Origin of the sequence: Paenibacillus terrae (assembly GCF_005217525.1) — a bacterium.
GTDB classification, from domain to species: domain Bacteria; phylum Bacillota; class Bacilli; order Paenibacillales; family Paenibacillaceae; genus Paenibacillus; species Paenibacillus terrae_C.
In genome coordinates this window covers 340,664-361,853 of sequence record NZ_PNXQ01000016.1, presented here as the reverse complement: position 1 = coordinate 361,853, position 21,190 = coordinate 340,664, and the positions used below count along the sequence as shown (strand labels likewise).

At 45.2% G+C, this 21,190-nt stretch carries 12 protein-coding genes, 11 tRNA genes and 1 rRNA gene; all 24 read right to left on the bottom strand.

The window, feature by feature from the left end:
• Window positions 1-214 precede the first annotated feature (214 nt).
• The 24 genes from C1I60_RS19225 to rrf all read right to left on the bottom strand — a co-directional run bounded on the left by C1I60_RS19225 (window position 215) and on the right by rrf (window position 21,070).
• Window positions 215-1,825, bottom strand: coding sequence for a Tn7-like element transposition protein TnsE (locus C1I60_RS19225; RefSeq protein WP_137063170.1), 1,611 nt, complete (start codon window positions 1,823-1,825; stop codon window positions 215-217).
• The gene (locus C1I60_RS19220; RefSeq protein WP_137063169.1) at window positions 1,813-3,588 is read right to left on the bottom strand and encodes a TnsD family Tn7-like transposition protein; all 1,776 of its coding nucleotides are present in this window, start codon (window positions 3,586-3,588) and stop codon (window positions 1,813-1,815) included. The genes C1I60_RS19225 and C1I60_RS19220 overlap by 13 nt, the downstream gene beginning before the upstream one ends.
• A gap of 15 nt (window positions 3,589-3,603) precedes the next feature.
• On the bottom strand, window positions 3,604-5,268 hold the full coding sequence (locus tag C1I60_RS19215) for an AAA family ATPase (protein ID WP_252361788.1): 1,665 nt from the start codon (window positions 5,266-5,268) through the stop codon (window positions 3,604-3,606).
• Window positions 5,268-7,466 (bottom strand): TnsB C-terminal domain-containing protein, encoded by a 2,199-nt coding sequence (locus tag C1I60_RS19210; RefSeq protein WP_137063168.1) that lies wholly within the window; start codon window positions 7,464-7,466, stop codon window positions 5,268-5,270. Before C1I60_RS19210 ends, C1I60_RS19215 begins: the two co-directional genes overlap by 1 nt.
• 3 nt (window positions 7,467-7,469) lie before the next feature.
• Window positions 7,470-8,294: a TnsA endonuclease N-terminal domain-containing protein gene (locus C1I60_RS19205; protein WP_137063167.1), complete on the bottom strand. Its 825-nt coding sequence runs from the start codon at window positions 8,292-8,294 to the stop codon at window positions 7,470-7,472.
• Window positions 8,295-8,537: 243 nt separating this feature from the next.
• Complete coding sequence (glmS, locus tag C1I60_RS19200; protein WP_137063166.1) at window positions 8,538-10,370, bottom strand: glutamine--fructose-6-phosphate transaminase (isomerizing); 1,833 nt, start codon at window positions 10,368-10,370, stop codon at window positions 8,538-8,540.
• Window positions 10,371-11,001: 631 nt separating this feature from the next.
• Window positions 11,002-12,342: a phosphoglucosamine mutase gene (gene glmM / locus C1I60_RS19195; RefSeq protein WP_137063165.1), complete on the bottom strand. Its 1,341-nt coding sequence runs from the start codon at window positions 12,340-12,342 to the stop codon at window positions 11,002-11,004.
• Between the two features lie 58 nt (window positions 12,343-12,400).
• Window positions 12,401-13,870, bottom strand: a complete 1,470-nt coding sequence (locus C1I60_RS19190) for a CdaR family protein (RefSeq protein ID WP_137063164.1) — start codon at window positions 13,868-13,870, stop codon at window positions 12,401-12,403.
• Complete coding sequence (gene cdaA, locus C1I60_RS19185; RefSeq protein ID WP_137063163.1) at window positions 13,867-14,700, bottom strand: diadenylate cyclase CdaA; 834 nt, start codon at window positions 14,698-14,700, stop codon at window positions 13,867-13,869. Before cdaA ends, C1I60_RS19190 begins: the two co-directional genes overlap by 4 nt.
• A 222-nt stretch (window positions 14,701-14,922) precedes the next feature.
• Window positions 14,923-15,543, bottom strand: a complete 621-nt coding sequence (locus tag C1I60_RS19180; protein ID WP_137063162.1) for an anti-sigma factor — start codon at window positions 15,541-15,543, stop codon at window positions 14,923-14,925.
• Window positions 15,544-15,693: 150 nt separating this feature from the next.
• A complete protein-coding gene (gene sigW, locus C1I60_RS19175) occupies window positions 15,694-16,260 on the bottom strand; it encodes an RNA polymerase sigma factor SigW (protein ID WP_137063849.1) in 567 nt (188 codons plus the stop codon).
• A 191-nt stretch (window positions 16,261-16,451) separates the two neighbouring features.
• Window positions 16,452-19,244 carry a phosphoenolpyruvate carboxylase gene (gene ppc, locus C1I60_RS19170; RefSeq protein ID WP_137063161.1) on the bottom strand — a complete coding sequence of 931 codons (2,793 nt, stop codon included), beginning with the start codon at window positions 19,242-19,244 and terminating at the stop codon, window positions 16,452-16,454.
• A 727-nt stretch (window positions 19,245-19,971) separates the two neighbouring features.
• A tRNA-Gly gene (locus tag C1I60_RS19165) sits at window positions 19,972-20,042 on the bottom strand.
• Window positions 20,043-20,051: 9 nt separating this feature from the next.
• Window positions 20,052-20,125, bottom strand: a tRNA-Pro gene (locus tag C1I60_RS19160).
• A gap of 21 nt (window positions 20,126-20,146) precedes the next feature.
• Window positions 20,147-20,223, bottom strand: a tRNA-Arg gene (locus tag C1I60_RS19155).
• 5 nt (window positions 20,224-20,228) lie between these two features.
• Window positions 20,229-20,303: transfer RNA gene (locus C1I60_RS19150), tRNA-Gly, on the bottom strand.
• A gap of 10 nt (window positions 20,304-20,313) precedes the next feature.
• A tRNA-Leu gene (locus C1I60_RS19145) sits at window positions 20,314-20,394 on the bottom strand.
• A gap of 11 nt (window positions 20,395-20,405) precedes the next feature.
• Window positions 20,406-20,481 (bottom strand) — tRNA-Lys (locus C1I60_RS19140).
• 4 nt (window positions 20,482-20,485) lie between these two features.
• Window positions 20,486-20,560 (bottom strand) — tRNA-Gln (locus C1I60_RS19135).
• A gap of 55 nt (window positions 20,561-20,615) precedes the next feature.
• Window positions 20,616-20,691: transfer RNA gene (locus C1I60_RS19130), tRNA-Val, on the bottom strand.
• Window positions 20,692-20,702: 11 nt separating this feature from the next.
• A tRNA-Glu gene (locus tag C1I60_RS19125) sits at window positions 20,703-20,774 on the bottom strand.
• A gap of 8 nt (window positions 20,775-20,782) precedes the next feature.
• Window positions 20,783-20,855, bottom strand: a tRNA-Thr gene (locus C1I60_RS19120).
• 3 nt (window positions 20,856-20,858) lie between these two features.
• Window positions 20,859-20,934, bottom strand: a tRNA-Asn gene (locus C1I60_RS19115).
• Between the two features lie 19 nt (window positions 20,935-20,953).
• A 5S ribosomal RNA gene (rrf, locus tag C1I60_RS19110) occupies window positions 20,954-21,070 on the bottom strand.
• Window positions 21,071-21,190: the final 120 nt, after the last annotated feature.

The following is a 21,190-nucleotide window of genomic DNA, read 5'->3' as shown; positions in this document are numbered from 1 at the left end:
TTAATCCCAATGTCCACCTTACAAAACAAATCATTCAGGAGTTTTGTAAGGTTTTATTCAAATTCTCTTATATAATTTTACCTCTGGGCATAAAATTACTGTCGTGATAGACCAGTCATCTGGTTTTGCCACTGCAACTATATAAAGACTTATCATATGTCTCTGAACATTATTACAAGTTCTACGGGCTCATATGGCGAATTATATTTTGTATTTACGTTATTTTCCCCATAAGTTTATAAGCCCAATCATGTTTTGAATCATTTTGATAGTGCTTTAGCTTTTCAACAGTCACTCTACTGGCTTGTTCCAACATAATCTGATCCCAATGTCCACTTTTCCTAACCAATCCATCTAAGATCTGTTTTATATGCTGTTCTGTTATCATGAATTCACTTTGATCTAACGGACTTAAAATAAGTGTCGAAATCGACCAATCATCTGGTCGAGCAACCTCCAAAATATACTTAGTGAACACAGCGTTAGACACCTGAACAATAGCGCAAGTCCGTCGCGCACCGTTAGGGCAAATCGAAAACCGCTTCCCGGGAGGAATGCGTACTACAGACATCCGAATAGAATACGATGTCATTTCCTTCAGAATACTGATCATCTGAAAGAAATCTTCCAGCCCGAAGGCTTCAGTAATAGGAACCATTTCTAATGTTTTGAAATCAATTGGAGGCAAATCGCCACCTACGACTGAATCTTGAACACTGACTTCCCTTGATTCTCCTGAATTTTTACCGCCTCTACCTGAGCTAACGATTACATCATTTCCAGCATTCGTTTGCCTTACACTTTTCTTTCGGGTTCTCACTACGGGATAATTAATGAACTTCATGAAAGTGGGAGGAGCGTCTAGCACATCCAGATTCGTATTCTCTCTTGCATTTTCACTTTCATCATTTATGATGAAGTCATCATTCTTGGAACGAGACGTCATTCTCAAACGTCTGTCTCCAAAGACAGATTCCTGCCGTCTTTTGGAATGATGCCAGAATTCTATTTCATTGGCCGGATGCGTGAACCCCGCGAATCCCAAAGCCTCTTTCACAAGGATCATATTTATAAATTTATCGCCGCGTACGATCAGTTCAACGGGACCAGTAGACGGCAGCTCTACATTAAGAGGAGCTCCTCTTCTCAGCATTTTTGCCGGATTAGTGTGGGACTCGGCTATTGCTTGGCTAAATAACACTTGGTAAATCGAATCCCACATAGCTTTCATTTTAAAGTCTAGATAAATCCACGAAATATGACGAGCATTGCTCTCCGTAGCCATTGTATTTGGAACACGAGGACCTAAATGAAAATGAAGAATACTCTTTTCAAACTCACACTCTTCAATGAGTTGTTCCAAACCATGCGGCTGCATCAAAGAATACGCCATTAGCCTTGAATTAATAAACATCGCTCTGACAAGCTCAATAACAGGAATACACAATGTTATATTCCCGATGGTATACTGAACAATTTTTTGCATGCCCAACTCGGGATTCTTCCCAAAGTCGATAAGGCGCTTTGGCATTTGGAATGCGTTCACAACCACACCAGTATCAAGCGAGGGTATGGTGAATGTATAAGACGATCCACTCATTGGACGAACTTGATTAAGTACACCATTCGTATAAATTTGGCCGATTCGTAATAAAGGAATTGTTCCCCAAGCACGCGTCAAGATCTTCAGTTCCCCGGATGCTCTTCTGAAAGCAATACGAATTCTCCAATCCCCCTTATAATCCGTATAGGGAGAACCAAACCAAAATAATTCAACATCTTCATTTTCTAAGAATGGCCAAGGGCGAAATTCTATTGATGCCACTGCGACGTCACCTCACCTGTGATGCTCAAAGTATACAGTCCCTGACCGCTATAGTAATCAAGAGTCTCCGACACAGTCCGCGAATAGCCAGGTCTTAATGCAGCTTTTTTTATAAGCTTCCATCGTTTGATGGGAAATTCATCTTTCATTTGTTTCGCTGCCCATTGAACTCTTCGTATCTGAAATTGATCGACCGACTCTATGTAGTTAGTTAAGATTGCTGTAGTTACAGGAAGTCGATCTTTATGCTTCTCAAGTAACGCAAGCTTCCCAATACGCTTACCGATTGAAGCAACAGTGATCCGAACTGGCTTCGCCTGACTGTCTTCAAGTAGTCTTTTACAGGCCGCTTCAACTTCCCAACTTATTTCAAGGTCGCGTGTTTTCCAATCAACTCGGATGTAACCTGTAGCAGATTTCTTCCCAGAAAGTTTTACTTTTTTAGATTTCAAACCTGATGGAGTCTTACTGTAATCCAATCCTTGATCTACCTGATCATGTAGTGCGTACTTAATGACAGTATTCGTATCGACCCCAAGTTTTTCGGCAGTAGCCCGATATGACAAACCATTCTGCAAATGAACTTTCAGTTGATTCATCCAAACAGGACCGAAGACTTTTATACGACCAATTCTTAGACGATCCTGCAATGTCTGATCCGGTCCTCTTCTGGAGTACGAAAAGCCACACCTACACGTAAATGTGCCGACCGGTTTACCCGTACCTGTACAGCGAGTAATCTGTACCCTCTCTATAGTCGATTCTTTATAATGATCTGCAGCTTTACTCAGACAGGGCCACGGTCCTTCTCCGAAAGGGGAATACCTGATATTCCTTTGCTCTAAAAAGAGCTTAAAAGAACCAAAGAGAAAACGTATAAGCAGCAGTTGCCTTAATGGATGCACAGCTCTTCGAGCCTTCCTTGTTGCCAAGGTCAGCCAGGAATAATCGTTCCCAATGAGCATACATCCCAGTACCTCCAGCAGTTCTTTGCCGTAATAGACAGTAAACTGTTCTGCAAGTTCACGTTGCCGAATTCGTGTAGCTGGTGTCAGCCAACCTTGCTCACTCAATTTATACAGTAGTGACTCCCTCAAGTCATACAACTCATGCGACTGCCCCATACCAATCAGTAATTGAACATCCAGAGCAATCTCTTGCAATCGTAACAGGACTTTTTCTGAAAGATCCATCAGCACCGGCTCGGATTGAAATAAACACCTCGCAATTGGCAATACCGTTAATCCATGACGATCTGCTACCGGATCAACTATTCGGTGAAGTACAACACCATGATTTGGACAGGTCATTACTCCAGTAGCCTGAAGGGTCCTATGCCAATAGGGTTCTCCATACCTCGTTATGTCCTCCTCGTAACAAATAGGACAGAATTTCAAATTACTGCTTCTATCAACCGTACTGGCCGTAATTCCTGTCAGCGTATGAATGCCAGCCCCGTCTTTGCTTTTCATCATCTGCCGTAGGCGTCTACAGCGTTCCGATGGAAGGAAGGGAGCATAGAATGCAAATAACGTATGATCGTCAATCCATTGATCGGAGGATATACCAATCAACTGGCTTCGCTTGGAGAGATCCTCGATATGACTGGGAAGATCCACCGTGGGTATAACATTCTCTGTACCGAACACTTCTCTTAACGTCCATTTTGGACTGGTATTGCTCATCCGCAAGTGGTGACGTGTAATTACGCTATAAAGTAATTCATCTGGGTAGGGGAGAGGAAAACAGCTGTATTCTCTCATCCGGGTCACCTCCCCTTAGCCGATAAACTCCAACGGATTTTTAATATAACCCGCAACTTTTAATGATTCATAAGCTGCTAACTTCTGTTTCTTTCCTTGAGACACAATAACTCGCAGATCACTCGGCTCTGTTGGTAGCAACTTCGCTTTACTACGCTGCCGTGGCTTTGATGCAGTTGATTCATTCTGCTCATGTAGCGCGATCTTGAGCGCTTCTTTATGCACATCAACGGAATCCAATTCATCCAGATGCTTCAGGGCTACTGCCTGTGCTGCTTTCAACGCGCTGGCTTCTTCTATACCAGCTTCAATCAGCCAACCATGAATTTCGGCAATCGTCTGTTCCTTAAGATCATAGCCAAGCTCCGTCTTTATAACTTCAAGACGCTCTGCTTTTCGTCTTTCCGCTTCAATTCGATCTAGGTAATCATCTACAGATACACTGTCATAGATATCTGCAAATTTTTGAATTTGCTGCTTTTTCCCTGAACGCAAAGCCTCAAGTGCTGGCTTAATCAATGTGAATCGGTCTCTGGCAACGGATCGCACCATCTCTGGCGTAATTTGCTCAATCTCTTTGTCTAACGCACGCCACTGGGTCAGCATAAACAGCTTAATGGCGATATCTGATATGCCTTGCGATTCATCAAACATTACATTGATGAACTCAGGCGTCAATTCAACCTTTTTATCTGTCCACTGATACTTCCATAGTCCTTGCAGAAGCCATTCCCACTCTTCATCCTTTTGAAAAGGATGCCATGTGGCATCGCCTTGTCCGCTATTGCGCCGCGCATTCCTGAATTCTCCATTCAGGGCAGGCAACGCTTTATAGGTACCCACAAGAATGACCGGAAGACCAATCGTATTCACCAGTTGGACGAAGAAGTTCAGCATCTGCGCGGCACGATCATCCTTAGCCTCTTGCAAATTTTGAATCTCATCAATGACAAGCACCCCAAGACAATGTACGGCAGCCGCTTGAGCCATAATCGGCAATAATTCATCCGTCGTTTTTGTGGTGTTCTTTTTGTAATATTTCGTTCCGACCAAGCTATCGACAGCTAGAAGAAAGTTCAAACACAAGCCTCGAATTGAACCATCATGTGGGCAATCCATTTTTAGCCACACGATCTGATAGGGAGCAGGCATGTCTTGCCCTTTATACTTCCGATGCAAGATCACTTGTGGATACATCCGGAGGATACGCATTAGACTGCTCGATTTCCCGATTCCGGATATACCAACCAGAGCAAAACCTGCCGATGTCGGTGTGTTCACAGGATAACCGCTTGTATTCCCCCTCAGAATGAGCTCATATGCATCTTTACGGGCTCTAAAGGCATAGTTAGGGGTAAGAGGATTACGACCCACATAACCATCCCTGATCAATCTGGAGAGACTTTGTTGCAGTTCGAGATGCCTCGATAATGGTCGAAAGAAATCTCTTGAAATACGCTGTACACAATGCATTCTCAAATGGACGGGTAATTCTCGTTCAGATATTTTAAAACTCGGATTGTGTGCGAGATTTTTGGCCACCGTTTTGTCATCCCAGATAGGAGGCAAAGCCTCCAAGAGCGGATTATTCCGATAATCCTCAAGTAGAGGATCTTGATAATCGGCTTCTATAAATTGTCCTCGACTAAAATGAAACAACGGAACGTCTATCTCGTTCACTATTCATCACCTTCTTCCTGCAAATAGGCTTTAATCTTGGACAGCTTGTCCGCTGGAGGAATGTACACTTCTTTTGCTTTAGGCGGTTCGTCTTGTTTCATTGGTACGACATTATCGGCTATGAAACTCTTGTCTTCTGCTGCATGGGGTTCGTATAACTGGAAGACCTCTTGTTGCTGATTTAACTGCTTTTCTTCACTCCGATTTTTTCTGATCCCCTTGACGCGCTGATTATTACTTTTATCACTATGACGCAACGCTTCGTCTGTCTTTTTCGTCGCTTGCTCTACAATTGCCCTAGTCTGTGCATCCAAGTCGATTTTGGATAACATGTTATTTACCTCATGATGCCTGCCTTGATAACGCTCAATTTCTAGTAGATCATCTACCTCCTCAAACCTCTTATTGAGATATCTTTCTTCTCGATCAAGCAGGGTACATACCTCAAATTGTCTTCCATTATCCAACCACAAGTAGACTTCGTTGGTTGATCGCGGGTCATAGCATACTTTTACACGCCAGGTCTTGCCGACTCTGGCTTTAACGAACCATTGTTCTCGCATCGCCAGATCGCAGCTGTAATGGACACCTTTGAACTGAATACCAGCGGATGTCACGGTCGCTTCTCCTTGAGGGAGCAGATTAAGCTTAACAATCACCTCGGGAAGCTTCTTCAAACGACCAGTCCGATTTACAATTCCCCATTGCCATAGCTCTTGTGGCACAGGTGATACATTATCGGCTACCATAAATTCATTGCGATCATACCAGAGCATATGATGGTTGTTGTTATGATAAAGAACGTACCGGATCATAATCTGAGTAAACTCTCGAAGCGTTAATTTTGCGTCAAGACGATAATCGCGCTCGCCGCGTTCTCTAAAGCGTTCCTTGATCGCTCCAGGCATAAATTGAATACTTCTTAAGTTAGCAAGTCGAAATTGCTGTTCCACAATCCCTTTCCAATCCGCTCTGTAGGGCGGTGCATTCTCAACGTCCACCCCTAGAACATCTATAAGTCGAGTCGGCTTGTCGCCCTCCAATTCACCACGATCTGCTGTGAGCTTTTGCGGCAAATGACTACTCACCCACTCGGATTCGGTTATTTCAATGCCATATTCGGCACAATACCTGACTTTATCAGCCGTTGTATTGGCTAATGCCATCATGGCACCTACCCAACTCGGACCTTCCAAGCCAATATACATGCCAGTTATATAGCGGCTAAACACATCAATGACGATATATATAATCGGGCGGCCAATAATCCATTCCCGTTGATATTCGCTTACCAAATAAACATCTGCAACAGTAGCATCAATTTGAAATCGTGACCCCGGTCCAAAGCTCTCATGAGTAGAACTTCCAAGTATCGGACGGTAATTCAACTCGTATCTCTTTTTTCCGAGCCGACTTTTCAACGTATCCTCAAGATTCATTTCTTTCTGAAACCAGTACTTATATTGGCCGAAAGTGGGCAGCTTCTCTGGAGGAGGGAGAATAGGTACAAGAGCTTGTCCTTCTTTCCGATACCCATTTGCAAAAAACTTCTCCAGCGTTTTCTGATAGGCATGTTTTAAAGGAGATTTCTCCTTTGTGTTATAGAACAATCGAATACCCGATCTCAGCAACTGCTTAATTTCCTCATCAATATTTATGCCGACAGGCTCATTTTCAAACTTTCGAGGCCGTCCCCGTTTGACATCGGTAGGAGAGCGATCTTTGCCATAACTTCCGCAATTATTATAGTGAGGCAGCAGAGTGTTCTTCATTTTGCCGCCTTGCCAATATCTGCGCAAATAGCGGTATATCGTGCTTTTATGAACAGTTGTTCGCATCTGAACTTCGCGGATTCGAGCTCCCCTGAAGCTTTTGTCGAAGCAATTCGGCTCATCCAGTACAATATCTTTGATGACATCCCATGACTTTTCACGAAGCGCTAGATGCTCTGGAGCAATATCAGTATCAACCACAGGAACACTATCGTTAACCCACTCGACCAACTTGCACATTTTAGAATCAAGACCCACCTCATATTCCGAGTAAGGCTTCATAACAGGAAAGGCCCTATCATCATCCATTGCAATACAATAGAGATATTCTTTGTTAGGAGAAATCCATAGTATTCTCTCAACCTGACACAAGTCCGACTCAGGCAACTGCCATTCGACAACCATATTTTCATAGAGTAATTGCATACCTTAGCCGCCTTTCGCCAATAAATCGTTTGTCTTAATTACACTAAACCCATTAGCATTGTTCGAAGGATTAATCTTTTCATGCATATTAACTGCCCAAATCTTCTGAGCTATAAAGTGCCTGAACATCGCTAAAGATGTCCCGGCTTCCAATCCCATTTGTTCATCGCAGGCAAGACACGCCTTTGCTATTGTTGCACCTGATAATAGCAAAGTTGCCAGCGTACGTTCTAAGCTTTGGATGGCAAATACTCCTAGCGTTTCGACATCTGCGTTGGAATACTCTTTATGAACCCACTCTACGTTGCGGATCAACGTAGATGGTAGATCCCGTTCAGTTACAATTCCCCAATCAACATGGTGCGTCTCCCAGTACACCCGCTCAATTTCAAATTTTGCAAGTATACGTTCGTTCTCCAGGTCCTTAGCTGGCTTCACAGTTCTTGCGTATTCCTTGTCCTTATATGTAATTAAAAAGTCCGTAGTCATGACGATATCCACGCCTGACTTAGGATCTTTTGGATGTTCTATACCGTGCTTGTCCGCGATTAGCTTCGTTTCTTCCAGTGGAAGAAGGGGAAATTGCTCTCGAATGTCTGTTACCTCATCGGCATAATCCAATGCATAGAAATAATCTCGCTCTAAATCGGACAGAAAGGTATGCTGCCTGCCCGTTGTCCAACCAACACCACGGGTCGATCTGCCAGTAGAAGGCACATCCTGTACTCGCAACCAAGGAAGATAGTCGGCTCCTGTTCCTTGGCCTCTACCTTCTTTGATGATTCTATCAATTTTGGCATCCGTGATTTCACGCTTACGCTTTGCCATGGTTACGCCTCCTTATAAGAAAACAGGGCTACCCGAAGGCAGCCCCGTTTGGAGTCATGATGCTAATCTGGATGTCAGTTCTGTAGACAGTAGAAGAGCTTCTAGTAGTAGTATGGCCAATTTTGTTAGTCTAATACTTTATTTTCTCAGTCTACAACTTTATTTTCTTAGTCTAATACTTTATTTTTCAGTCTAATACTTTATTTTCTTTTAACACAAAGCCTTTGTATCGATATACTGACCTTACTCAACCGTTACACTTTTCGCCAGGTTACGTGGTTTATCCACATCATGCCCCAATGCAAGGGAAGCGTAGTAAGCCAGCAACTGGAGAGATACAACCGAAATCGCAGCAGACAGGATTGGAAGTGTCTTCGGAATTGCAAATACCTGATCCACCGATTTCAGTAGTTCAACAGCGTGCTCTTCGTACGTAATCGCAAGAACATCTGCGCCACGTGCTTTCACTTCCTTGATATTGCTCACGGTTTTCTCCAACACGGATTCCTGTGTTACCAAAGCGATAACCGGAATGCCGTCTTCGATCAATGCCAATGTACCATGCTTCAGTTCACCCGCAGCATAAGCCTCGGAATGAATGTAAGAGATTTCCTTGAGTTTCAGGGAGCCTTCCTGTACTACAGCATAGTCCTGACCGCGACCAATAAAGAATAGGTGCTTGTGGCTAGCAATTTGCTCAGCATAGGCTTTGATCGCATCTGCTTTACCCAGCATTTCCTCCACCTGCTCTGGCAGTGATTCCATAGCAGCCAACACTTGAGCTACTTGCTCATCCGTTTGTGTGCCACGTACTTGAGCCAGATACAGACCAAACAGATAAAACGCAATCAACTGCGAAGAATATGCTTTGGTTGAGGCTACGGCAATTTCCGGTCCTGCCAGTGTAACCAACACATCATCTGCATCGCGGGCAATGGAGCTACCAACTACGTTTGTAATCGCCAGTACATGAGCGCCGTTCGCTTGTGCTTCACGCAGTGCTGCCAACGTATCGGCAGTTTCACCGGATTGGCTCACTACGATTACCAATGTCTCTGGTGTTACAATTGGCGAACGATAACGATACTCGGAAGCCACGTCGTTTTCCACCGGAATACGAGCCAGGCTTTCAATAATCGTACGACCAATCAAACCAGCATTGTAGGCTGTACCACAAGCAACAATTTGGATATTGCGAATATTTTTAATTTGTTCTTCTGTCAGCTTCAACTCAGGAAGAACAACTTTTTTAGTTTCTTTGTCGATTCGGCCCAACATCGTGTCACGGTAAGCCTTAGGCTGTTCGTGAATTTCTTTCAACATGAAATGCTCATAGCCGCCTTTTTCCGCTGTTACAGCATCCCATTCGACATGAATCATTTCCCGAGAAATAAATTGACCTTCGATTGTCATTAATTCGACGGCATCACTGGTCAAAACAGCCATTTCGCCATCGTTCAAAATAAATACATTGCGTGTATATTTCAGAATAGCCGGAATATCGGAACCGATAAAGTTCTCGCCTTCTCCCACACCGATAACCAGCGGGCTTGCTTGACGAACAGCTACCAGCTTATTAGGCTCGTGCTCTGTCAACACACCCAGTGCAAAAGCACCGCGCATAAAGGTAATTGCTTTTTGTACTGCTTTAACGATATCCCCTTTATACTCACGCGCAACCAGATGGGAAATAACTTCCGTGTCCGTTTCGGAAATAAAGGTATGACCTTCGCTGATCAACTGTTCTTTCAGTTCCAGATAGTTCTCAATAATCCCGTTATGAACCACAGAGAACTTTTGGCTCTCATCCAAATGCGGATGGGAGTTTTCATCTGAAGGCTTACCGTGTGTTGCCCAACGTGTATGCCCGATGCCTGCATGGCCTACCAGCGGCGCACCATCCAGCTTCGCTTCCAGATTCGCCAGACGACCTTTAGCCTTAGCTACTTGCAGTCCTGAATCTGTAAACACAGCAATACCCGCAGAGTCATAACCGCGGTACTCCAGCTTCTTCAATCCGTCAATCAATACCTCTTGCGTATTCTGATCACCAATATATCCTACAATGCCACACATATTCGTTATCCTCCCGATCATCATTTCACAGGACGACTCATCACAGGACTAACGTGTGCGGTAGATTGCGGAATAAAGTTCATTCATCTATGAAGTTGTCAATGATAACTATAGAAATTACAGGCATCTCTTCACGAATGTAACGAAATTCCCAAACCGCGCACGCCAATGATGATGGCCGCACATTCATGAAATGAATCTTATAATTTAGGTTATAAAATAAAAGCATCTATCGGTGCGTTGTGTAAACAGTTGCCTGCTTATTTTCCGCTGCCGATTTACGGGTCGATGCCTCACCGGAAGGTCCCCGCCGAATGTTTCGAACACCTTCACCTCGTCAGCTCGCTTTGCCGTGAACCCATCTGTGAGCAACATCATCCAAATCGAATGGTCTGCCTCACCAACAAGTTCCCCCGCGCAAAATCAAGCTCTGGCGCTTGTATTACATTACCTTACAACCCTCACTTTCTCTTTCTGAGTCACAGCATCCCTATATTATATTCAGCTCAGCATCATTTGGCAATGACACTTTATTCATATTTGCAGGTTCTGGTAAGTATTCAATTAAAAATAATATCTGCAAACGCGGTCGCCTGCTTACTTTCAACAGGCAACCGACGTTTACAAAATTTTAAACCAATTCTTTTTTTACAACATCTACGATCTGTCCGACAAACTGCTCCAGCTCATCCTTATTCGGCCCTTCAGCCATAACACGAATAAGCGATTCTGTGCCGGAAGCACGAACCAATACGCGTCCATTATCACCCAATTGCTGTTCCACCTGCTCAATCGCTTCTGCAATGGCAGGATTGCCCTCGTAATTGCGTTTGTCCTGTACACGCACATTAACTAGCACTTGGGGATACTGCTTCATGAGCGATTTCAGCTCACTCATCTTTTTACCGGAAGCTTTCAGGGTATCCACCAGTTGAATCCCGGTCAACATACCGTCGCCTGTCGTATTGTAATCGAGGAAAATCACGTGACCTGACTGCTCACCGCCCAGATTAAAGCCGCCCCGGCGCATTTCTTCCATCACATAACGGTCACCAACCGCAGTTTTTGCAGTCTTGAGCGCCAGCTTTTCCGTTGCTTTGTAAAAGCCAATATTACTCATCACAGTCGATACAATAGTGCTGTCCTTGAGCTTTCCAGCGCGGTTCAGCGCATCCCCACAGATGCAAAGGATATAGTCGCCGTCTACCTCTTCCCCGTTCTCATCAATCGCGATCAGACGGTCTGCATCGCCGTCAAAGGCCAGACCAATGTCAGCTTTCAAGCGACGCACTTCCTCTTTCAGCTTCTCAGGATGGGTTGAGCCACAATGATCGTTGATATTCAGTCCGTTTGGCTCAGCACCTATGGTGTGAACTTCGGCTCCCAATTCCGCAAAAAGCTTCGGCGCCAGCTCATAAGCCGCTCCGTTCGCACAATCCAGCACGATTTTGAGCCCTTCAAAAGAATGGCTAATCGTTGTTTTCAAAAAATCCAGATAATCGTAGCGAGAATGCTCGTCTACAACAACCGTACCTAATTCGCCGCCAATCGGACGAGGCAATTGATCCTCTTTCGCATCCATCAGCTCTTCGATTCTTAGTTCCGTTTCATCTGTCAATTTAAACCCGTCGCCGCCAAAAAACTTAATTCCGTTGTCTTCCACCGGATTGTGAGAGGCCGAGATCATGACACCAGCGTCCGCTTTTAATTGACGTGTAAGATAAGCGACTCCCGGCGTTGAAACGATACCCACACGAACCACATTAGCCCCTATAGACAGCAAACCGGCTACAAGCGCCGATTCCAGCATCAGACCAGACACCCGTGTATCCATACCAATAACAACTGTCGGTTTTTCTACATTCCCTGCTAAAACATATCCGCCGCAGCGACCAATGCTATATGCCAGTTCTGCTGTAAGTTCCTGATTAGCAATGCCTCGTACACCATCTGTACCAAAATATTTCCCCATGATAATGACTCCCTTTTTTGTCTAATGAACCTTAAATATTTACTACAGATAAATCATGTTATGGCTGACCGCTCTCCGGGGTTCCATTTGCAGAAGAATCTGCGCCGTTATGAGGATTTGTTTTATCCTCCGCAGCCGCATTGTCCCCGGGTTTCGCATCAGAGGAGCCGCCTTGACCGCTCTGGCCCTCCTGTGGCCTCTCCTGCCCCTTATTACCGCTGCCGGGAGGGGTTGATTCATTCCCACTGCCCGGATTCGTTACAGTTGGCGTTGAAGGGCTCTCAATGTTTACCGTTGCCGTTAACTGGCTGGCGTTTCCGGATTGCGTAATGTATTTGGGCAGGCCTACCTTCAAAGCAACCTCATGCTGACCAGCCTCCAGACCACTTACGTCTGCGACCAAACTAATATCATCATTGGTTAAATTGCTGATCATATCCCGCGGCCCCTTCACGGTAACATCCATCGTCTTGTCCGCAGGCGTTGTAATAGTCGCTGTCGTCCCATCTCCTGCCCCTTGCACAACAATCGGAATGCCTGACAATGTCCGCTCCGCATCGGTCACCTGATTAGAGGGTGCAACTGTCACCTGAATTTGTATTGAGCCAGGCTCGATTTTATCAGAACCGGCGGGCGCTGCCAAATTAGCTTGAACTGTTTGGGTCCCTGCTTCCGTGAATTGGGTCAGATCGAGTGTAGCCGTAACATAGGAGCTAAGGCTGCTCAAAACATCCTGCGAAGCGTAAACGACCGCTTCTTTTACATTTGCATTAACTTTGGAAAGCGCCAAACCGTTCGGCAGCTCCCCGGAATAAACAACCTTCACAGGCACGGATTTCGTTTGTTGGGTTACCGGGATTTCAACTGACACTGTGGAAGGCTCAATAACCGCTCCTGTAAGTTCCTGTCCCTTTTTGTTGTAAGCCTTCAGCTTCACCCGCTTCTGCTCAAATTTCTCCGAGATTCCCTCCGTATCCACAGCCCCCTGCACCGCAGCCACTGTACTCAACTGGCTTTTAGGCAAGGTGACCTTCACCGTTTGAGGGGCAACCACAGGCACACCAAGCTGCAAGCCGGTATCCGGTTTCCCCTTGGAAACAATAGAAACATCAAATGATTTCGTTGCCTTTTCCTCAATCGTGACCGTAACACGATTAGGAGTCATAGACACCAACTCCACGCCATTCGGCAGATTGGCTACAAGCGGTAAGGTTTTAGTCCCTGCTCCTAACCCACTCAAATCCAATTGAGCCTGGTAATTATCTGCGAAAAAAGAAGTCAGCACGGAGCGCTGTCCTCTAACCTCCATCTTCACATGGTCAGTATCCATTGTAGATAATACATATTTTGACTCATCCAGACCACTGGCCTGAATGCCTACATTATCAATCACTTTATTATCATAAGAAACGGTCAGCGTGGACGAAGGAGTGCCTGTGTCCAGATGAACCATTCCCCACAGCAGGACTGCAACCGCGAGTGCCAATATTTTAGAAATCGTATTGTTGTTAATCCATTTGTCCATCATGAATTTCCACGGCCTCCCCTCCGATTCCAGAATGAGCCGCGTTTTTCCTTCAAAGATGGTGCCGGTCGCAGCTCCTCATACAGCTTGGATATTAAGGATTCTTCCTTAATATCACGCACAACCTGTCCATTGATAGCCAAAGAAATTTGACCTGTCTCCTCTGATACTACCACAGTTACGGCATCCGTTACCTCACTCACCCCAATGGCTGCCCGGTGACGGGTTCCCAGTTCCTTGCTGATAAATGGATTTTCCGACAGTGGTAAGTAACAGGCCGCAGAAGCAATCTGATTATTTTGAATAATGACCGCACCATCATGCAGAGGCGTATTTGGAATAAAAATATTGATCAGCAACTCAGAACTGACCACTGCCTGTGTCTTGATACCGGACTCCGTGTATTCGTTTAGCCCCGTTTCGCGTTCAAATACGACCAAAGCCCCTATTTTTCTACGTGATAAATAATTCAGCGCCTTAATCATTTCCCCGATTAACTTGTTTATCTCCTCATCATCCGCAGACGAACGCCCAAACAGCTTGCCTCGCCCCAGTTGTTCCAGGGCACGACGCAATTCAGGCTGAAAAATAATGAAAATAGCTACCACACCGAAGGTAAACATCTGGTTCATCAGCCACTTCAGCGTATACAAATCAAACCACGTACTAACCGCCCAAATGAGCACCAGGAACAAAATTCCTTTTAGCAATTGAACTGCACGCGTTCCACGAACAAGTAAAATAAGCTGATACATAATATAGGTTACGATCAGAATGTCGATAATATCTTTAATGGACTCTTTCCAAGTCAGGTCCGCGAAATAATCCAACATGCGCATGCCCCCGCAATTTTCTGTAGTGAGTGAATGTAATATGTACACAGTATGCTCTCTCTATCTAGGTTATAACGATACGGTCCGCGTTGCAAGCTGCATGACAAAAAGAACCACTAAAATCAGTAAAATACAGTACAAATCGCCAGCTTGATATACAAAAAAAGCGCCTTTTCCAGCGGAAGAGGCGCTCGATATCATTCTTGCCAGTTCAAGCTTCTTTTATGGAGAGGACGTACCCCCGAACAAATCAGTAACTTTATACCAAATCCAGTCCAAGGTTTGATCAATACTTTTGACCTGTCCTGCAATATGTGCTGTGGACGCTTGATAGTAGGAACCGTCAATCACAGTTACATTCCCTTCCACATCGCCATATACCCGAGCCTCGCCATTTTGCACGGTCAAATCTCCAGCAATGGATTTACCCTCAGGCACAATTACAGTATCCCCTTGAATAACAACCTGATCCAGATGGCTTCCCTTGACTACCAATTGATGGTCTGTGGTTGAAAAGCTTGCCATACTTGAGCATATAATAACAAGAAAGAAAGCAGCGGCCGTAACAGCCGGGTGCCTTTTTACCCAAGTCAGCATAGGCACCATTGGTGCTCTTCTATGCGGCGGCAAAGCATTCATGATGCGAAGTGTCAGCTCATCCGATACACACGGCACTTGATGCCGTGTACCATAAAGCATCGCATCCGTCCGCTCCAGCTCTTTAAAACGCATGCGGCATTCCGGGCAGGTGAACAAGTGGTGCTCTAACTCCTGTTTTTCCTGCTCGGACAGGTCGCCATCCAGATAGTCATGCATAAAAGAGACGGCTTGTTTGCAATCCATATGAGCCAATCCTTTCTAATATTCTTCCGTGTTTCTCTACATAACATGCTTCGGCTTAGAAACTTTGCTCACTTTACATACGCTACAACGAGCAATATGTTTCACAAAAAACATCTGTGCGCGCACTTTCCAAGATCCTGAACACATGATTTACAGCTTGTGTTCCAATTTTTTGCGTAGAAAATCCCGGCCCCTGTGAACCCTCGTCTTAATGGTAGTAACTGGAAGATTAAGCACATCGCTAATTTCCTGCAACGAAAGCTCCTGCAAGTAACGCAAAACCATAATCGTCCTGTATTTGTCTGGAAGGCTGTCAATGGCATCATGAATTAAGGATTGTGTCTCGGACAACAGCGTATACCCTTCAGGTGTAAGATCTTCGCTAGCGAGCATCGCATACCCATCCACACCTTCCTGCTCATTCATCTCAGCATCCAGTGAGTATGTAGGCTTTCTCCTTCGCAGACGGTCAATGCACAGATTCGTCGCAATCCGGTAAATCCATGTGGAGAACTTCTGCCCATGATCATATTTTTCCAAATTACGATATACACGCAAAAAAGTTTCCTGCACCAGATCCTCCGCCTCATGGCGATTCCCCAGCATCCGGTAGGAAAGATGAAAAATCCGATCTTTATATAACTCGACTAACTCCGCAAAAGCTCGCTGATCACCTTTCTGCACCAGCCTAACCAAGCGGCTTTCCATATTATCCACTCTATACTCCCCCAGACTTGCTGATGGGTTGCTCATTACCTTGTTATAATAATTCATCGTAGTTCAATTTTATCGGAAAATCAACTGTAGCGTTGACACCAATAGGACTCCTGCTCCGTCATATGCATACAGACAGCACAATCGGGCACCCATAAGCGCCCGATTGCCTGTGTTCATGCGGTCAATCTGTATCAGCCCGTGTTTCTAAGCCCTGCGGCGATTCCGTTAATAGTTAGGAGCACCTCACGTAGCAGCTCCGCATCGTCCCCGTTCTGCTCACGCAGTTCGCGTAGCTCACTAAGCAACTGAACCTGCAAGTAGCTTAACGGATCAACATAAGGATTACGCAATCGGATGGACTCCTGAATTACCGGCACATCGTCCAGAATTTCCGATTGTCCTGTTATTTTCAAAATCAGCTCGGATGTCAGCTTGAATTCCTCTGAAATTTGTCCGAAAATGCGCTGGCGAGCCTCTTCATCATCAGACATCCCTGCATATTCCTCTGCAATCAGCAAATCCGCCTTGGCAATCGCCATTTGCAGTGTATCAATAAGGGAGCGGAAGAAAGCTGATTCCTTGAACATCGTTTGCAGCACCTTGAGGTTCTCCTCATTGTCCTGATAGAAGCTTTGCAGCCCTGTTCCAGCCGCGTACCAAGCAGGCAGCAAATAACGGCTTTGCGTCCATGCAAAAACCCATGGAATGGCGCGCAAGTCCTCAAAACGTTCACTGTTTTTACGCTTGGACGGACGAGAGCCAATATTAAGCTCGCCCACCTCAGGCAATGGCGTTGATTCCTTGAAAAAATTGAAGAAATCCGGATCACGGAAAATCAAATCCTGATACTTCTCCAGTGATACCTCGGAAATACGGGCAATGATCTCCTCCCAGCTCTCCTCGAACACTTCCTTCTTACCGGAACGGTTATACGCCACTGCGGTAATCAGAGCTGACGTTGCCTGCTCCAGACTTCGATAAGCGATGCCCTTGAGTGAGTATCTGGATGAGAGCACCTCACCCTGCTCCGTAATCTTGATGCCGCCTCCGATCGTATGAGGAGGTTGGGCCAAAATGCTGCGATTAAGCGGCATGCCTCCGCGTCCCAGTGCTCCCCCGCGTCCGTGGAAGAACTTTACTTTTACGCCGAACTCATTAACCACTTCCGTAATGCTGTTCATCGCAACCCTAAGCTCCCAGTTCGCCGTTACCACACCGCCGTCCTTATTACTATCCGAATATCCCAGCATGATCTCCTGAAGCTGATCCATTGCTGCTACGGATTGGCGATATACAGGTAAGTTCAGCAGCCTTTTCATAATACTAGGGGCAGCATGCAGGTCGTCTATCGTTTCAAACAAAGGAACGGATTGCAATGTACATACGACTGTGCCATCTTTCTCGATACGGAACAAACCCACTTCTTTAGACAGCACCATAACTTCCAGTAAGTCGCTTGCTCCCTGAGTCATACTGATCAAGTAGCTTGTAATGGATTGCTTTCCAAATTCCTCCTGAGCCAGATAAATCGTACGATATACATCAAGACATTCCTGAGTGCTGTCACTATATTTCAAATACGGCGACGTAATCGGACGAGGCTCGTTCAGCAGCTTTTCCAGCAGGTCTATTTTCTCTTCCTCAGGTAGCTTGCCATAATCCGCAACAATATTCATTTTAGAGAGGATTTCAGTCATTGCATTTTCATGCTCCTGACTATGCTGACGTACATCCAGCGTAGCCGTATGGAAGCCGAACAGCTCTACCTGACGAATCATCTTCTGAATATAAGTATCTGCCACATAATCTGCAAAATGATGACGCAAGCTGTCATCAATAACGTTCAGATCCGCAATAAGCTCTTCAGCTGAACTATAACGTTCCTTCGTGCCCTGCTTGCTTTCATCCAGGATATTATTCACCTTGGCTATCATATAGGCCAGCTTGATACGGTAAGGCTCTTTCTCGTTATGCCACACTTCCATCTTTTTAAGCGTAATATGGGTCCGGTCTTCCTCAATAGAAGCCAGCAAATCATCAGAGACACGTATAATGCTAGTGCTAAAGCTCAGATAACCCATAAATTCCTTCAGCGTGTGCTGATATTCTCTCAAAGCCAGCTTACGCTGCATACGTAACGTTTCCCAAGTAACATGAGCCGTAACAGACGGGTTGCCGTCCCGGTCCCCACCGATCCAGGAGCCAAATCTCAAATAGGTCGGAATATGCCATTTCTGCTCAGGATAATATTTGCCTAAACATCGTTCCAATTCTTGGTATACGTCAGGCAGCACATGAAACAAAGTCTCATGAAAATAATACATCCCGTTTCTCACTTCATCTAACACAGTTGGTTTACGATCTCGCAGTTCGTCCGTCTGCCATAGTGTAATCACTTCATTCAGCAGATTTTCTCGCACCTGTTCCCGCTCCCGCAAGGTAAGCATAGGATTATCCAGCAGCATGACGTCCTCGGAAATGCGCTTGTGAATGTCCAAAATCACCCGTCTCGTGGCTTCTGTAGGATGTGCAGTCATAACCAGTTCCAGAGAAAGCTCCTCCAGGAGATTGCTAACGTCCTCAGCAGAAAATCCACCCTGCTTAAGTTCCTGAACAGAATTTTCAATTGAACCACGTTGAACATCTTCACCAGTAGAATGCTCATAGTCTCGTTTGCGGCGGATACGATGATTTTGCTCGGCAATATTCACTAACTGAAAATAAATCGCAAACGCGCGAATAACCTGGTGACGAATGTCCGTATCCAGCCCACTAACGATTTGTTTGAAATTCTCATACAACTCCGGCTGATACCCCGCACGTAACGATTTACTTGTCTCACGTATCTTTTCTACAATATCCAAAAGTTCGTTACCACCCTGATGAACCAGAACCTCACCAAGAATATTCCCCAGAAAACGAACGTCCCGCCGTAGCAGATTGTTGGATTGGTTTTTGTTAGCGGTTAACGTAAGCTCAGTCATGCTTTTCCCCCCATCTGATCTGTTCACACTCAATACAGCTTTGTTGAATAGGTACGTATACACACGAAATTTGACACTTTCTTAACATCATACAATAAAAACGCGTGAAAAGCTGCAAAATTTACAGTAAAAAGTCACGTTTTTAAAATACTTTTTTTGAGAATATATTGGTTTTTTATGCACAAAAATGAAATTTAATAAATAAAATAACTTTATGACCCAAAGAATCATGAGACTTTATGCACAGGTGTTATAAACAGCATGATTTTAAAAACAAAAAAATCATGCATCATTATGTGCATATGTTTATTATTTGTTGACAAAGTGAAAGCCAATAGCCTTCTATCCACAAAGATATACACAAAACTGCCATCTTTCAATATTTCTGAGCTTTTTTTTCCTTCCATACGCAGCTATACCCACATAAAAGAAGCCCTTGTGTACAACTGAATACAGCAGGCTTGGAGTTATCCGAATCATTATGGTCATAGGATTCCTATAATGAAGGAATTTGATTACGAAATTAGCCTTACTATAGGAGAAAAGAATACGTAAGAGGGGGGAATACGGGATCTGGATCTTAAAGCAACGAGCGCCTATGTACAATATGCACAAGTCATCCCCAACTGTGCAAGACAGGAGATTCTTGCAATAACCTATACACAGAGAACGTTTATATAATGTGGACAAAATAAAAAGAAGCCTCTCGGCTTCTAGGTGATCAGTAAGCGGGTGATGGGAATCGAACCCACGCTATCAGCTTGGAAGGCTGAAGTTCTACCATTGAACTACACCCGCAAATTAGTATCGGGATGACACGATTTGAACATGCGACCCCCTGGTCCCAAACCAGGTGCTCTACCAAGCTGAGCTACATCCCGACATATAATTTTTTTAAAAAATGGCGCGCCCTGAGAGATTCGAACTCCCGGCCTTTTGATTCGTAGTCAAACGCTCTATCCAGCTGAGCTAAGGGCGCAAATATGGAGCGGACGACGGGAATCGAACCCGCGACCCTCGCCTTGGCAAGGCGATGCTCTACCGCTGAGCCACGTCCGCAAAAACAAGATGCGCGTGGAGGGACTTGAACCCCCACGTCAAAGACGCTAGATCCTAAGTCTAGTGCGTCTGCCAATTCCGCCACACGCGCATGTAATAAAATGGTGAGCCATGAAGGACTCGAACCTTCGACACCCTGATTAAAAGTCAGGTGCTCTACCAACTGAGCTAATGGCTCTTAATGGCTGGGGATATAGGATTTGAACCTATGCATGACGGAGTCAAAGTCCGTTGCCTTACCGCTTGGCTAATCCCCAATATGCATATGATTCACAATACCCCAATATTTCAACCAGGTAAGAGGATGAAATATGGTGGAGGCTGAGGGGCTCGAACCCCCGACCCTCTGCTTGTAAGGCAGATGCTCTCCCAGCTGAGCTAAGCCTCCATACTACCCTATGACCCGTAGGGGAATCGAACCCCTGTTACCTCCGTGAAAGGGAGGTGTCTTAACCGCTTGACCAACGGGCCATAACACAAGCTCTCAACCGGGTTCGAACCGGTGACCTCATCCTTACCATGGATGCACTCTACCTGCTGAGCTATGAGAGCAAATGGCTCCCCGAACAGGACTCGAACCTGTGACAACTCGATTAACAGTCGAGTGCTCTACCAACTGAGCTATCAGGGAATAGTAATCATAAGGATTTGCTTGGCGACGTCCTACTCTCCCAGGACCCTGCGGTCCAAGTACCATCGGCGCTGGAGGGCTTAACGGTCGTGTTCGGGATGGGTACGTGTGGAACCCCTCCGCTATCGCCACCAAACATGAATTTACATCGTAAATTCTACCGTGTAGATTCCTTGTACCACGCCTACTGCGTGTATAGAAATCCAACGTATTCGTATGTATCTTCTACATACCTTCAAGGTATTACACCCTGAAA